The organism is Buchnera aphidicola (Sitobion avenae) (genome assembly GCF_005082585.1).
Taxonomy (GTDB): Bacteria; Pseudomonadota; Gammaproteobacteria; order Enterobacterales; family Enterobacteriaceae; genus Buchnera; species Buchnera aphidicola_Z.
In genome coordinates this window covers 62,490-76,847 of sequence record NZ_CP034855.1, presented here as the reverse complement: position 1 = coordinate 76,847, position 14,358 = coordinate 62,490, and the positions used below count along the sequence as shown (strand labels likewise).

General features: G+C 25.6%; 13 protein-coding genes and 3 tRNA genes. 11 read left to right on the top strand and 5 right to left on the bottom strand.

The genetic code is table 11. From position 1 onward, the window contains the following. Positions 1-140 precede the first annotated feature (140 nt). A complete protein-coding gene (fliE, locus tag D9V77_RS00360; RefSeq protein WP_158337981.1) occupies positions 141-449 on the top strand; it encodes a flagellar hook-basal body complex protein FliE in 309 nt (102 codons plus the stop codon). A 60-nt stretch (positions 450-509) separates the two neighbouring features. Here fliE and D9V77_RS00355 read toward each other — a convergent pair. Both D9V77_RS00355 and gltX read right to left on the bottom strand, forming a co-directional pair. After that, positions 510-582, bottom strand: a tRNA-Ala gene (locus D9V77_RS00355). 180 nt (positions 583-762) lie between these two features. Further along, positions 763-2,166, bottom strand: a complete 1,404-nt coding sequence (gene gltX / locus D9V77_RS00350) for a glutamate--tRNA ligase (RefSeq protein ID WP_158337979.1) — start codon at positions 2,164-2,166, stop codon at positions 763-765. Positions 2,167-2,368: 202 nt separating this feature from the next. Here gltX and D9V77_RS00345 point away from each other — a divergent pair. Next, positions 2,369-2,444, top strand: a tRNA-Val gene (locus D9V77_RS00345). 22 nt (positions 2,445-2,466) lie between these two features. Then, positions 2,467-2,539 (top strand) — tRNA-Lys (locus tag D9V77_RS00340). An 11-nt stretch (positions 2,540-2,550) separates the two neighbouring features. Here D9V77_RS00340 and ligA read toward each other — a convergent pair. Then, positions 2,551-4,572 (bottom strand): NAD-dependent DNA ligase LigA, encoded by a 2,022-nt coding sequence (gene ligA, locus D9V77_RS00335; RefSeq protein ID WP_158337977.1) that lies wholly within the window; start codon positions 4,570-4,572, stop codon positions 2,551-2,553. Positions 4,573-4,818: 246 nt separating this feature from the next. Here ligA and cysK point away from each other — a divergent pair, with 246 nt between their 5' ends. The 5 genes from cysK (at position 4,819) to D9V77_RS00310 (ending at position 9,465) form a co-directional block, all read left to right on the top strand. Further along, the gene (gene cysK / locus D9V77_RS00330; protein WP_158337975.1) at positions 4,819-5,766 is read left to right on the top strand and encodes a cysteine synthase A; all 948 of its coding nucleotides are present in this window, start codon (positions 4,819-4,821) and stop codon (positions 5,764-5,766) included. A gap of 150 nt (positions 5,767-5,916) precedes the next feature. After that, positions 5,917-6,174 carry an HPr family phosphocarrier protein gene (locus D9V77_RS00325; protein WP_158337973.1) on the top strand — a complete coding sequence of 86 codons (258 nt, stop codon included), beginning with the start codon at positions 5,917-5,919 and terminating at the stop codon, positions 6,172-6,174. 135 nt (positions 6,175-6,309) lie between these two features. Beyond that, positions 6,310-8,025 (top strand): phosphoenolpyruvate-protein phosphotransferase PtsI, encoded by a 1,716-nt coding sequence (ptsI, locus tag D9V77_RS00320; RefSeq protein ID WP_158337971.1) that lies wholly within the window; start codon positions 6,310-6,312, stop codon positions 8,023-8,025. Positions 8,026-8,072: 47 nt separating this feature from the next. After that, positions 8,073-8,576, top strand: a complete 504-nt coding sequence (gene crr, locus D9V77_RS00315) for a PTS glucose transporter subunit IIA (RefSeq protein ID WP_158337969.1) — start codon at positions 8,073-8,075, stop codon at positions 8,574-8,576. A gap of 85 nt (positions 8,577-8,661) precedes the next feature. Continuing rightward, positions 8,662-9,465: an undecaprenyl-diphosphate phosphatase gene (locus D9V77_RS00310; protein WP_158337967.1), complete on the top strand. Its 804-nt coding sequence runs from the start codon at positions 8,662-8,664 to the stop codon at positions 9,463-9,465. Between the two features lie 28 nt (positions 9,466-9,493). Here D9V77_RS00310 and D9V77_RS00305 read toward each other — a convergent pair whose 3' ends face one another. Then, positions 9,494-10,738, bottom strand: a complete 1,245-nt coding sequence (locus D9V77_RS00305) for a tRNA CCA-pyrophosphorylase (protein ID WP_158337965.1) — start codon at positions 10,736-10,738, stop codon at positions 9,494-9,496. A 225-nt stretch (positions 10,739-10,963) separates the two neighbouring features. Between D9V77_RS00305 and rfaE1 the strand changes: the two genes are divergently transcribed. After that, complete coding sequence (gene rfaE1 / locus D9V77_RS00300) at positions 10,964-11,911, top strand: D-glycero-beta-D-manno-heptose-7-phosphate kinase (protein ID WP_158337963.1); 948 nt, start codon at positions 10,964-10,966, stop codon at positions 11,909-11,911. A 285-nt stretch (positions 11,912-12,196) separates the two neighbouring features. Beyond that, complete coding sequence (ribB, locus tag D9V77_RS00295; RefSeq protein WP_158337961.1) at positions 12,197-12,844, top strand: 3,4-dihydroxy-2-butanone-4-phosphate synthase; 648 nt, start codon at positions 12,197-12,199, stop codon at positions 12,842-12,844. Here the strand turns inward: ribB and tsaD are convergent. Next, on the bottom strand, positions 12,822-13,832 hold the full coding sequence (gene tsaD / locus D9V77_RS00290) for a tRNA (adenosine(37)-N6)-threonylcarbamoyltransferase complex transferase subunit TsaD (protein WP_158337959.1): 1,011 nt from the start codon (positions 13,830-13,832) through the stop codon (positions 12,822-12,824). The two genes, ribB and tsaD, sit on opposite strands and share 23 nt — an antisense overlap. Before the next feature lie 232 nt (positions 13,833-14,064). Between tsaD and rpsU the strand changes: the two genes are divergently transcribed. Next, on the top strand, positions 14,065-14,280 hold the full coding sequence (gene rpsU, locus D9V77_RS00285; protein WP_158337957.1) for a 30S ribosomal protein S21: 216 nt from the start codon (positions 14,065-14,067) through the stop codon (positions 14,278-14,280). Positions 14,281-14,358 lie beyond the last annotated feature (78 nt).

The window sequence follows — 14,358 nt, the reverse complement described above, 5'->3', positions numbered from 1 at the left end:
TTCCTGTTAAATATAATACTATACTAAACAGTACTAAAATATTTATCTTTTGCATATGATAGTATTTTTATCTTTATAAAGATATGATAGTATTTTAAAAATTTGAAAAATATATTAAAAATTATTTATAAAGGAAGATTATGTTTATTGATAATATCAATCATCAATATATTAATGCAAAAATTAATTTGTTAGATACAAACACCAAAATACAAAAAAAAGAAAATGATAAGTTTTTAGACTATATAAAAACAGCATTAGGAGAAATAAGCAAAATTCAAAATCATGCAAAAGTTGATTCTGAAAAATTTACATTAAATCAATCAGGAGTATCTCTAAACGATGTAATGATAAATTTAGAAAAATCTTCTATTTCTATACAAATGGCAATCCAAATAAGAAATAAAGTTATATCGGCTTATCAAGAAATAATGAATCAACAAATTTAACTTATATAATTTTCTGTGCTGAATAAAAAAATTTTAGCACAGTCTAAAAATTAAGTTTAATGGAGCTAAGCGGAATCGAACCGCTGACATCTTGCATGCCATGCAAGCGCTCTGCCAAATGAGCTATAGCCCCAAAATGTTACAATATAAAAACACAGGAACCGTGTCAATTTATTTTTTATAAATTATCTCAAAATAAAATCTGAAGATATATTTTCTATAAAAACTCAAATATGATCTTACTAAAAATCATACCTGTCAAATTTTTTATAAATAATTTGTAACATCCTTAATTATATATAAAACATATTTTCTATAAATTTTTAATATATAAAATTGCTTTTTGGATTCTTGATAAAGTTTTTTCTCGACCAATTAAATAAATTACAGTACTAATACTAGGCGAATATATATTTCCTGTTATAGAAATACGTAATATCATATTAACTTCTTTTGTTTTTACTTTAATACTTGTAGATATATCATTAATAATCATAGATATATTATAGTTATTCCAAATAAATAATTTTTTTATTCTTCTATAAGATTCTTCTAAAACACAACAATTTTTTATTGTGAAATATTTTTCTGTTTCTTTTTTGTTAAGAAGATCAAATTCTTCATAAAAATACCGACAAGACTCCGCCATTTCTTTTAAAGTATGATAACGACTTCTTAATAATTTAACTAAAGATTCTAAATTAGGACCATTTTGTGTATCAATATTTTGCTTCTTCATATAATTATCAAAGAGATTAGACACATAATTTAACGGTAAATTATTAATATAATATTTGTTTATCCATAGAAGTTTTTTTGTATTTACTATACTAGAAGATTTAGTAATTGATTTTAAATTAAATAATTTTTTCATTTCTGATATATTAAAAATCTCTTGATCACCATAAGACCAACCTAATCGTACGATATAATTTAATAATGCTTCTGGTAAAAAACCATTTTTATTATAGTCCATTATATTTACAGAATTTTTTCTTTTAGAGATTTTATTTCCTTCTTCATCTAAAATCATTGATAAATGAGCATAAATAGGTATATCACCTTCTAAAGATTTTAAAATATTAATTTGACGAGGTGTATTATTAATATGATCTTCTCCACGAATAACATGAGTAATTTTCATATCTAAATCATCTATGACAACACAAAAATTATAAGTAGGCATACCATTAGACCGTTGAATAATAAGATCATCTAATTCTTCATTATTAAAAACAATTTCTCCTCTAATTTCATCTTGAAATGTTACTTTTCCAAACAATGGATTTTTAAATCGTACTACATAATTTTTGTTTAATACATGTTTAATTTTTAAATTTCTACAAGTACCAGGATAACGGGGTTTATAGCCTTTTTTAATTTGTTTCATACGTGTTTTTTCTAATTCTTGAAAAGAGCAAATACAGATATATGCATCTTCTTTTTCTAACATAACTCTAATAACTTCTTTATATCTATTTAATCGTTGAGTTTGAAAATAAGGACCTTCATCCCAATTTAACCCTAACCATTTCAATCCATTTATAATAAAATCAGTAGAAATTGATTCAGAACGTGAAAGATCAGTATCTTCTATACGAAGTACAAACTTTCCATTATAATGTCTCGCAAACAACCAAGAATAAAAAGCAGTACGAATACTTCCAATATGTAAATTTCCAGTAGGGCTGGGTGCAAAGCGAGTTTTTACTTTCATATATTCCTTAAAAGATATTATTTTTAAAATTATTTATAACTTACATAAATATTTTGACATTAGCGTTATCAATCTTGTTTCTTAAAATATAGGTTATAATTTAACCATTATGATCAAAATTACAACAAACAAATATGTTTTTAAAAAAAAAGATTGACTCTATTTCTTCTGGCTTTACAATATATTATATATATTTATTAAAGGGTGATTAGCTCAGTTGGTAGAGCTCCTCCTTTACACGGAGGAAGTCGGCGGTTCGAGTCCGTCATCACCCACCAATATTTTTACAATTTTATACAAGGGTCGTTAGCTCAGTCGGTAGAGCAGTTGACTTTTAATCAATTGGTCGCAGGTTCAAATCCTGCACGACCCAAAAACACATAATTAAATCTGAATTAAAGAATTTAATTCTTTTTCACTGATTATTCTGATCCGTATATTTTTTGCCTTATAAAATTTAGAGCCAAAACTCTTGCCGTAAATTAAAAAATCTGTTTTTTTAGAAACATTAGTTGAAATATTAGCACCTAAATCTATTAGAATTTTTTCTAACTCTATTCTCGAATAGTTACTAAAAACACCAGTTAAAACAATTTTTTTATTAAAAAAAATTGTTTGTTTAATTTTTAGTTCACTTCCTCTTTGTACGTCCCAAAAAACCCCTGCTTTTTTTATTAATTCACGAACCATATCACAATTTGATACTATAGAAAAATAATTAAATATATTGTTGGCAATGATTTTTCCTATGCCTTCTATACTATTTAACTTTAAAATATCTGCATTCATTAATTTATCTAATTTTATAAAATAATTTGCGATTTTTTCAGAAACGATTTCACCTACTCCAGGTATTCCTAAAGCGTAAATAAAACATTTAAAAGTAGTATTTTTACATTGACTAATAGAATTCATAATTTTTATGCTTTTCTTCATGCCAACATTTTTTAATTTAATTAAATCGATATCTTTAAGATAAAAAACATCTATTGGTTTATTAACAAATTCTTTTTTTATTAATTCGTCAATAATTTTAGGACCTAAACCATTTATATATAAAGACTTTTTTGAAAAAAAATGATGTAACGCTTTTTTTTTCTGAGCATCACATGTTAGTCCAGCATGACAACGAATTACTTTTTCTTCACTATTTTCAAGTAATTTTGTACTACACACTGGACAAAGTACAGGAAAAACAATTTTTTTAGCATTTTTATAACGCATAGTTTTAACAACATTTAATACCTTTGGTATCACATCACCAGAACGACAAATTATAATAGAGTCATTGATATGCAAATTTAATCTTTCTATTTCATGTTTATTGTACAGTGAGGCCTTTTTGATTAAAACTCCAGAAATACATATAGGATCAAAATAAGCTACAGGTGTAATAACACCTGTCCTACCCACTTCAAATTTTACATATCTCAATACGGAAATTCTTTCTGCAGAAAAAAATTTAAATGCTATAGCCCATCTTGGTGATTTTGTATTACATCCTAATTTTTTTTGCAGTTCTATCGAGTTCACCTTAACAACAATACCATCTATATCAAAATCAAGAAAATTTCTTTTTTTTTCAAACTTTTTATAGAAATCTATAACTTCTATATGACTTGAGCAAAGAATAATATTCTTATCAACTGGTAAACCCCAAGATGAACATTGCATTAATCTTGTATAATGAGTAGTTAATTCTTTTTCAATTTCTGTAAAAAAATAACAAGCGTAGCATGAAAATATCAATTTTCTTTCAGCTGTTATTTTCGGATTGATATGACGTAGTGAGCCTGCTGCTGCATTTCGAGGATTAGAAAAATATTTATTGTGATTTATCTTGTATTTTTTATTTAATTGCAAAAAATCAGATTTTAACATAAAAACTTCACCGCGAACTTCTAATCTTTTAGGTATATTTGTTCCTTTTAATTTTAAAGGTATTGATTGAATCATTCGAGCATTGGCAGTAATATTTTCTCCTTGAAAACCGTTGCCGCGAGTTGCTGCGCGTACAAGAACTCCTTCTTCATAAATTATACTAATAGCTATACCATCTAATTTAAGTTCACAACAAAAATCTTTTGATTTATTAATATCAATAAATTTTACAATTTTTTTTTCAAAATTAAAATATCCATTTACATCAAATGTATTTTCTAAAGATAACATAGGAAAAAAATGTGTTATTTTTTTAAATTTTGTCAGTAAATTTGATCCAATTTTTTGTGTAGGTGAATCTGAAGTAATAAGTTTTTTATTTTTTGATTCTAAATTATATAATTGATGCAACAAATAATCATATTCTGCATCAGAAATAATAGGTTGATCTAATGTATGATAGAAGTGTTCATAGTTTAAAATATTTTTCCGTAATTTATCAATTTTATTTTTAATAGATGTCATAAGTTTATCATATATATAATTGTTATATAAAAAATTAATTTCAAATTATCTCAAATTTTACAAATTAATAATATTAGTATTTTAAAATATTTTTATTATATAATTTTTATTTATAATACAAAAAATAGAATTTTTTAAAAATTATCAAAAGAAGTATAATGAAAATTATTTTAAATAAAATTAAACAAATTTATTGAATATTACTTTAATTATATACGAACAAAAAATTTCAAAAAAAGGAAAAAAATGACTAAAATATATGAAGATAATTCTTTAACTATTGGTAACACACCTTTAGTTCGTTTAAAAAATATCGGATATGGAAATATTTTGGTAAAAATAGAGTCTAGAAATCCAAGTTTTAGTGTCAAATGCAGGATTGGTGCTAATATGATATGGAGTGCGGAAAAAAATAAAAATATAAATCAAAACATAGAACTAATAGAAGCAACTAGTGGAAATACCGGAATAGCATTAGCCTATGTTGCTGCTGCAAGAAATTATCGATTAACACTAACTATGCCTGATACAATGTCTATTGAAAGAAAAAAACTATTAAAAGCTTTAGGTGCTACATTAGTATTAACAGATGGAAAATATGGTATGCAAGGAGCTATTTCTAAAGCAAATGATATTGCGTCATCTAATTCAAAAAAATATTTTTTATTAAAACAATTTGAAAACCCAGCTAATCCTGATATTCATGAAAAAACTACTGGTCCAGAGATCTGGCATGATACTAATGGCAATTTAGATGTTTTAATTTCTGCTGTAGGAACAGGTGGAACAATTACTGGAATTACAAAATATATAAAACAAACAAAAAGAAAAAAAAATTTAATCAGTATTGCTGTTGAACCTTCTGAATCACCTGTAATTACACAATTTCTAACAGGAAAGAAAATAACACCTGGACCGCATAAAATTCAAGGAATTGGACCTGGGTTTATCCCAAAGAATCTAGACTTAAGATTAATTGATCAGGTAATTACTGTTTCTAGTGAAGAGGCAATACTTATGGCTAAAAAATTAATGAAAAAAGAAGGAATATTAGCAGGAATTTCTTCTGGTGCTGCGTTATTTGCAGCAATAAAGCTACAGAAACAAAAAAGTTTTTTAAATAAAAAGATAGTTATTATTTTACCTTCTTCAGGAGAACGTTATTTAAGTACAGAATTATTTTCTAAATTATAAAAAAACCATTAAAATATAACTTATCGTAAAAAACATATAAAATATTATTTTTTCTATGCGAGTTGTATTTTAATGATTTTAAAAGACACTAAAAAATTTTTTTAAAATTTATTATCATAAAACATAAAAAACTTTCAATAAGGAAAACAAATGTTTCAAAACCAAATTAAAATAACTGCTCCGCACGGTTTACACACTCGTCCTGCAGCTCAGTTTGTAAAAGAAGCAAAAAAATTTGTTTCTGATATTTCTATTATTTATGACGGTAAATCAGTAAATGCAAAAAGTTTGTTTAAAATTCAGACATTAGGTTTGATAAAAGGAAGTCTTGTTACGCTATCAGCTGAAGGTAAAGATGAAGAACAAGCTATTAAACATTTATCTATTATCATGACAGAATTAGAATAATTTATTATTTTTTACAAAACTCCAGAAGTTGCGCAAAAAAATAACTTCTAACTTGTTTTATAAAAAAAATATATTCGCCTGATATATCATATTTCCATCTCTGAATAGATAAACTTTATTATTAAAGGTAATGTTATGATTTCAGGCATTTTAGCATCACCGGGTATAGCTTTTGGAAAAGCTCTTTTATTAAAAGAAGAAAAAATTGTTATTAACCGGAAAACAATTGCTATTAAAAATATTACAACAGAAATAGAGAGATTTTTTGAAGGTAGAAAAAAATCAATAGAACAACTAACAAAAATAAAAACAAAAACAAGAGAGAAATTTGGAGAAAAAAAAGAAAGCATCTTTGAAGGTCATATAATGTTTCTCGAAGATGAAGAATTAGAAAAAGAAATAATTGCTTTAATACAAGAAAGAAATATATCTGCTGCAGCAGCTAGTGAATTAATTATTGAAGGACAAGCAAAAGCTCTAGAAGAACTAGAAGATGAATATTTAAAAAATAGAGCAATTGATGTTAGAGATATTGGAAGTCGTTTATTAAAAAATATACTTAACCTAAATATTATTGATTTAAATAATATAAATAGTGAAGTAATTTTAATTGCAAAAGACTTAACTCCTTCTGAAACAGCACAAATTAATCTAGAATATATTTTAGGCTTTATTACTGATTTAGGAGGTAGAACGTCACATACCTCCATTATGGCTAGATCTTTAGAAATCCCTGCAATTGTAGGAACTGGAAACATTACACAAATAGTAAAAAATAATGATTATATTATTTTAGATTCTATTAATAATGAAATTTTTATAAATCCACTAAATCAACTAATTAAACAAAAAGAAAAAATAAAAAAGAAATATATTTCTAAAAAAAATAGATTAATAATTTTAAAGAATTTACCCGCTACAACTATTGACGGACATAATGTTAAAATAGGTTCTAATATTGGCAACCTGAAAGATGTTGATTCTGCAAAAAGAAATGGTGCTGAATGCATTGGTCTTTATCGAACTGAATTTTTATTCATGGGTAGAAATTCATTGCCTACTGAAAATGAACAATTTGAAGCATATAAAAAAATTGCCCAAGTGATGGAAAACAAATCTGTTATTATTAGAACAATGGATATTGGCGGAGATAAAGAACTTCCTTATATGAATTTACCTAAAGAAGAAAATCCTTTTCTTGGATGGCGTGCTATACGAATCTCGATGGATCGAAAAGAAATATTACATGCACAGTTGAATGCCATTCTTAAAGCTTCTGCTTTTGGAAAAATACATATTCTATTTCCTATGATAATATCAGTAGAAGAGATTAGAATCTTAAAATTAGAAATTAAAAAACTTCAAAACCAATTAAATAATAATAATATACCATTTGATAAAAATATTAACATTGGAATTATGATAGAAACTCCAGCATCAGCTATAATCGCAGAATATTTAATAAAAGAAGTAGATTTTTTTAGTATTGGAACAAACGATTTAACACAATACACCTTAGCTGTTGATAGAGGTAATGATTTAATTTCACATCTTTATAATCCCATGAACCCATCCGTTTTAAAATTAATTAAACAAGTTATCGATGTTTCACATTTGAACGGAAAATGGACTGGTATGTGCGGAGAGCTTGCTGGAGATGAACGTGCTACTATTCTATTACTAGGGATGGGATTAGATGAATTTAGCATGAGTTCAATAAGCATTCCTAAAATTAAAGAAATTATTCGCAAAACATCTTTTCACGATGCTCAAAAATTAGCACAAAAAGCATTAACACTACCTACTACTAGGGAAATACTCCATTTACTAGAAACATTTGTTAATCATTAATAAATAGAAGTATTATAAAAGACAAAAAAAGTATTTAGGAGAAAAAAATGAGTTTCTTTTCTGATTTTTTTAGCAGTAAAAAAACTAATTTTTCTAAAAAAATAGAAATTATCGCACCTTTATCAGGTGATATAATAAACATAGAAGATGTACCCGATCTTGTGTTTTCTAAAAAAATTGTAGGAGATGGAATTGCTATAAAACCATCAGGAAATCAAATACTTGCACCAGTAAACGGGACAATTGGAAAAATCTTTGAAACTATGCATGCTTTTTCAATTGTTTCAGAAGATAACGTGGAATTATTTGTACATTTTGGAATTGATACCGTAAAATTACAAGGAAAAGGTTTTAAAAAAATAGCACAGGACAATCAAAAAGTAAAAATAGGAGATGAAATTATTATATTTGATTTAAAATTTCTCACAGAAAAAGCGCAGTCTATTTTAACTCCTGTAGTAATATCTAATATGGAGAATTTTAAAAAAATAAAAAAATCGTCTGGAACTATTATTGCTGGAAAGACAGTTATTATAACTTTATATCATTGATTTTCAATATAAAAACGGTGCTATATTATTTAGTACCGTTTTAATACATACATTATTAATCTTAAACAATTTATATGGAAAAAAAATGCTTGATTTATATCAAGTTGTTACTTCTGTTATTATTGGAATAATAGAAGGAATAACAGAATTTCTTCCTATCTCTTCTACAGCACATATGATTATAGCTTCTCATTGGTTAGGAATAGAAAATAACAATACAAAAATATTAGAAATATTCATTGAATTTGGTTCTGTATTATCAATATTATATTTTTTTCATCAAAAAATTTTAACAATTATAAATTTCAATCTAAACAATAAAAATAAAAAAATAAAAACAAAAATCATTCACATTATTATTGCTATTTTTCCTACAATCTTTTTTGGGTTAATATTTTATAAACAAATTAAACTATTATTTAACATACAGAATGTTATGTATTCATTAATATTAGGTGGTATATTTTTAATAATAGCCGAAATATTTAAACCTAAAAAATATAGTACATATAATATTAACGATATTAGTTTATTTCAATCTACAATTATTGGTTTACTTCAAATTTTTTGTCTATATCCTGGATTTTCGAGGGCGGGAATTACTATAGCAACTGGAATACTATTAGGAATTAAACGATCAGTTGCAATAGAATTTTCTTTTATAATATCTATCCCATTAATAATGGGAGCATCTTTTCTTGATTTTATTAATAATATAAGTGATGTTAAAATATCAGAAATTCCAATATTTTTTATTGGATTTATAATCTCTTTTATAGTCTCTTTATCATGCATAAAAAAATTATTACAAGTGATCAATAAAATATCACTGATATTTTTTGGAATATATCGTTTTATAACAGCTATTTTAATCTATTTTATTAATTAATTTAGAATCTAATTTCAAAATTATTTTTTTATAGATAAATATCATTTTTAATGTTTTTTAAACGCCAAAACTCTAATTTTTTAATCCTTAAACGCATTAATTCATTTTTTATTGCATAACCTTTAAATCCTTTTTTTAAAATTAATTTAATAGAAACACTTTGTACAATAGAAAAATATTTTTTTAAAAAAAAACCAGATTTGAGATAAAAAAACTCAGACTTAAACTTTTTCAAAAAATTAAAATTACTTAGAAATGCTAATTTTTCAATACGTTCTGGTTTTCGCCAAGCATCAATTTTTGAAAATAAATTTATAATATTTTTAGATGATTGATAATTAATAGTATTCAAAAAAAAGTAAAAACCGGTATTTAAAACAGCTATATCTCTAATACAAGATGGAATATTAAAACGTTTACATAAACTTTTCACAATCGCAGCAGAACGTGAATCAAAAAATATTTTCGAATAATTTTTATGTATAAGATTGATTGATAAAAATTGACATAAATAAGAAAAACGAATATCAACATCTTTATTATATAATGAAATTTTAGCTAACCCCATTAATACTAGATTTTTATTATACAAAGGATTGACATAAGAATTTTTTAAAAAAAATTTTTCCTCATATAAAAAATACATTTCTGGAAAAAAACAATGTAATGCATTGCAAGAATACAACACTTGAAAATATACATGAGGATTAGAAGTTTTAAAAGCTTTCTCAGTTTCATTCCATATTCTATTTGAAGTCAAATATAACAACTCCTTTTTTTTTACTATCATGCACATTAATAACATAGTTTCTTTTGCAATTGTAAATCCTAAATGAACTAAAGAAGCAGCAAATCTTGCTGCTCGTAATACGCGCAATGGATCTTCAGTAAAAGCTTCTGAAACATGTCGTATCAAACGATGTTCTATATCTTTTTTCCCTTTAAAAGGATCGATATAATTACCATTTTGATCTTGAGCAATAGCATTAATCGTCAAATCTCGTCTTACTAAATCTTCTTCTAAAGTAACATTAGAATCAGAATTAGTTTCAAAACCAGTATATCCCTTGCCAGATTTTCTTTCTTTTCTTGCCAAAGCATATTCTTCATGTGTTTCTGGATGCAAGAAAACTGGAAAATCTTTTCCAACTTGTTGGAAGTTTTTTTCTAATAACATTTTTTCTGTACCACCAACTACTACCCAATCTTTATCTTTGACAGGTAAATTCAGCAAGGAGTCACGAATAGCCCCACCTACTAAATATATTTTCATGATAATTTTCTCATACTAAAAAATAGAATTTTATTCTATAATAAAAAAATAGAATCATTTATATAAATATTTATTATTTATCGTTTTCAACAATTAAATATTGTAATAATATTTTATATAATATATAAAAAAATATTTTATCAAATTTACAGTTATTAATATTTTTTTAAAAAATATTTCACATTTAATCTTTTTAAATTATTTAAACTGATCAGAGATAACATTATGAAAAAAAAATTAATTAGTTTTAAAAATTCTCTTGTTCTAGTAGTTGGAGATCTTATACTAGACTGTTATTGGTACAGTAAAAACCACTATATGCTGTCTGAACAATTAACACCAGTAGCACCTATTCATAAAACTATAGAACAACCGGGAGGCGCTGCAAACGTAGCTAAAAATATTGCGGAAATTGGAGGTTATTCTAAAATAATTGGTTTTGTTGGTATGGATAACGAAGGATTACTGCTAAAAAAACTTATGAATCATGTTAGAATTTATTGCGATTTAATTTCTATAAAAAAAAATAAAACCATTACTAAAATTAGAATTTTATCAGAAAACAAACAATTAATTCGAGTAGATTTTCAAGAAAAATATATTTCTACAAAAATAAATTTATTACACCAAAAAATTATGAATTCATTATCATATTTTAAAATTTTAGTACTATCAGATTATGCAAAAGGTACTTTAGTTGATATAAAAAAAATAATTAGCTTTGCAAAAAAAATGTCCATCCCAATACTTATAGATCCTAAAGGAATCGATTTCAAAAAATATTCAGGAGCTAGTTTATTAACACCCAATCTTTCTGAATTTGAAAAAATAGTTGGAAAGTGTCATAGAGAAAATGAAATTTTACAAAGAGGAATCAAATTATTATATGAACTAAAGTTATCAGCATTATTAGTTACTCGCTCTCAGAATGGAATGACTTTATTTCAAAGAGAAAAAAAACCAATACATTTTCCTGCTATATCTAAAATAGCTCCTGATGTAACTGGTGCAGGAGATACAGTAATTGCAATAATCGCAGCGTCTTTAGGAACAGGATATTCTTTAGAAGAAGCATGTTTTTATGCTAATATTGGAGCCAGTGTAGTTATACAAAAAATAGGTACTGAAACATTAACTATCAACGAGTTAAACTCAGTGTTAAACTATCAATAAAAAAAATAACGTATATCTTTATATTTTTAAAAAATTTATACGATAATTCATTTAAATAAAATTTCATACGAAAATATTATTTCAAATATTTACGAATTAATAAGTAGAGATATTATTAAAAATAAAAATTTCTACATTGCTCTTCAATTTAATTCAATATATAATATATTAATTATTGATGCTAATTTTATAAAATAAATTCAAAAAAATATAAAAAATCAACTAAAATTTTTTTTTGAAAAAAAATGATTTTTTAAATAATTCAACCTTATTAAGATTTATATAATGAATCAATCACTTCTATCTAAATTTGGAACACCTATAGAACGAATTAAAAAAGCAATATTGGCTTTGCAATCTGGTCAAGGTGTTATTATATTAGATGATGAAAAACGTGAAAACGAAGGCGATCTTGTTTTTGCATGTGAAAATATGACAGTAGAACAAATGGCTTTAACTATTCGATATGGTAGCGGAATAGTATGTCTTTGCATAACTGAATCTAAACGAAAACAACTTAATTTGCCTATGATGGTAAAAAAAAATACTAGTGTATATCGAACTGGATTTACAGTGACAATAGAAGCTTCAAAAGGAATTTCTACTGGTGTGTCCGCTAAAGATAGACTAACTACAATTAAAACCGCTATGGCTGATGACGCTAAACCTAGCGACTTAAATAGACCAGGACACGTCTTTCCTTTAAGGGCTCATAAAGGTGGAATTTTATCTAGAGCAGGACACACAGAAGCTGCTGTTGAAATTGTTTCTTTAGCAGGTTTTAAACCCGCCGGAGTGATTTGTGAATTAACTAATAAAGATGGAACTATGGCTCGTACACCTGAAGTAATAAAATTTTCTAAAAACAAAAAAATGCAAGTGTTAACCATAAAAGACTTAATTTTTTACATTAAAAAGACAAATCGCTTATAGACCATTTTGGTTTTACTAATATGTCTAATTGAGGATTTTTCGCTTCTTTATGACGCAATGAACCAAGATATGCAATCATAGCGCCATTATCTGTACATAGTTTCAAACTAGAATAAAAAACTTGTCCATTAAAATTCTTTTTAACCATTTGTTCAGATCTTTTACGTAAGTTATAGTTTGCACTAACACCACCTGCTATAACTAAACGTTTCCAGTTTTTTTGTTTTAATGCTTTTTTTGTTTTAATTAGTAATATATCAATAACCGCATCTTCAAAAGCTCTTGCAATATTAGCTCTTTCTTGCATGGTTTGATTGCAATTATTTATTTTTTGAGCTGCAAAAGTTTTTAAACCCGAAAAACTAAAATTTAAATTAGGATGACGTATCATGGGACGGGGGAAGTAAAAATAGTTTTTAATTCCCTGACATGCAAGTTTGCATAATTCAACACCACCTGGATATTTTAATCCCAACAATTTTGCCGTCTTATCAAACGCTTCACCTACTGCATCATCTAAACAATTTCCAAGTATTTCATATTCACCTAATCTATAAGCACCAATAATTTGTGTATGTTTGCCTGATACTAATAATGCAATAAATGGAAATTTAATGAACTTAAATTCTAACATTGGAGATAGTAAATGTGCTTCCATATGATTAACTGGTAAAACTGGTATATTTAAAGATAATCCTAATGAGCAAGCAAATGTAGCACCTACTAATAACGAACCAACTAAACCAGGTCCAGCAGTATAGGCAATAATATCGATAAATTCAGAAATATTTTGCTTTTTAAATATTTTATTTAACAAAAGAATCATCGCTGTCATATGTTCGCGAGATGCTAATTCTGGAATAATACCTCCATGTGTATTATTTAATTTTCTTTGATTGTATATTTCATTTATTAATAATCCTTTTTTAGTGTCATAAATAGCTATACCGGTATCATCACAAGAAGTTTCAATACCTAATATTCTCATAAGTTTAAACCTCTACATTAAATTTCTAAAATGAGAAAAAATACATTTCATACGATTTTTAAAATGATGTCATTCTAAATAAATTAGAATATGTAAAATTTTATTTGAAGTATATTAAATACAAAAAAATGATACTTTACAATATTACACTGATTGATATAGGATCTATTGTCCCAAATATATTTTTATATTTTTCACTCTAATAAAAATGAATAATTGAGGTAAGTATTAAATGCCAATAATCAAAGTACGTGAAAATGAACCATTTGATGTAGCACTTCGTCGCTTTAAAAGATCTTGTGAAAAAGCTGGTATTTTAGCAGAAATTCGTCGAAGAGAATTTTATGAAAAACCAACTACTGAACGTAAACGTGCTAAAGCTTCAGCTGTTAAACGTCTCGCAAAAAAACTTACACGAGAAAATGCAAGACATATTCGCATGTACTAAATATAATTCAAAAAAATAAAACAACTAAAAAAACCGTTCTTCTTTAAGAACGGAAATCAATTCTATGTTTACAAAATT

Bases quoted from the DNA above. Each gene is read 5' to 3' on its own strand.
- fliE (WP_158337981.1), top strand. From the start codon at position 141: ATGTTTATTGATAATATCAATCATCAATATATTAATGCAAAAATTAAT.
- gltX (WP_158337979.1), bottom strand. From the start codon at position 2,166: ATGAAAGTAAAAACTCGCTTTGCACCCAGCCCTACTGGAAATTTACAT.
- ligA (WP_158337977.1), bottom strand. From the start codon at position 4,572: ATGACATCTATTAAAAATAAAATTGATAAATTACGGAAAAATATTTTA.
- cysK (WP_158337975.1), top strand. From the start codon at position 4,819: ATGACTAAAATATATGAAGATAATTCTTTAACTATTGGTAACACACCT.
- D9V77_RS00325 (WP_158337973.1), top strand. From the start codon at position 5,917: ATGTTTCAAAACCAAATTAAAATAACTGCTCCGCACGGTTTACACACT.
- ptsI (WP_158337971.1), top strand. From the start codon at position 6,310: ATGATTTCAGGCATTTTAGCATCACCGGGTATAGCTTTTGGAAAAGCT.
- crr (WP_158337969.1), top strand. From the start codon at position 8,073: ATGAGTTTCTTTTCTGATTTTTTTAGCAGTAAAAAAACTAATTTTTCT.
- D9V77_RS00310 (WP_158337967.1), top strand. From the start codon at position 8,662: ATGCTTGATTTATATCAAGTTGTTACTTCTGTTATTATTGGAATAATA.
- D9V77_RS00305 (WP_158337965.1), bottom strand. From the start codon at position 10,738: ATGAAAATATATTTAGTAGGTGGGGCTATTCGTGACTCCTTGCTGAAT.
- rfaE1 (WP_158337963.1), top strand. From the start codon at position 10,964: ATGAAAAAAAAATTAATTAGTTTTAAAAATTCTCTTGTTCTAGTAGTT.
- ribB (WP_158337961.1), top strand. From the start codon at position 12,197: ATGAATCAATCACTTCTATCTAAATTTGGAACACCTATAGAACGAATT.
- tsaD (WP_158337959.1), bottom strand. From the start codon at position 13,832: ATGAGAATATTAGGTATTGAAACTTCTTGTGATGATACCGGTATAGCT.
- rpsU (WP_158337957.1), top strand. From the start codon at position 14,065: ATGCCAATAATCAAAGTACGTGAAAATGAACCATTTGATGTAGCACTT.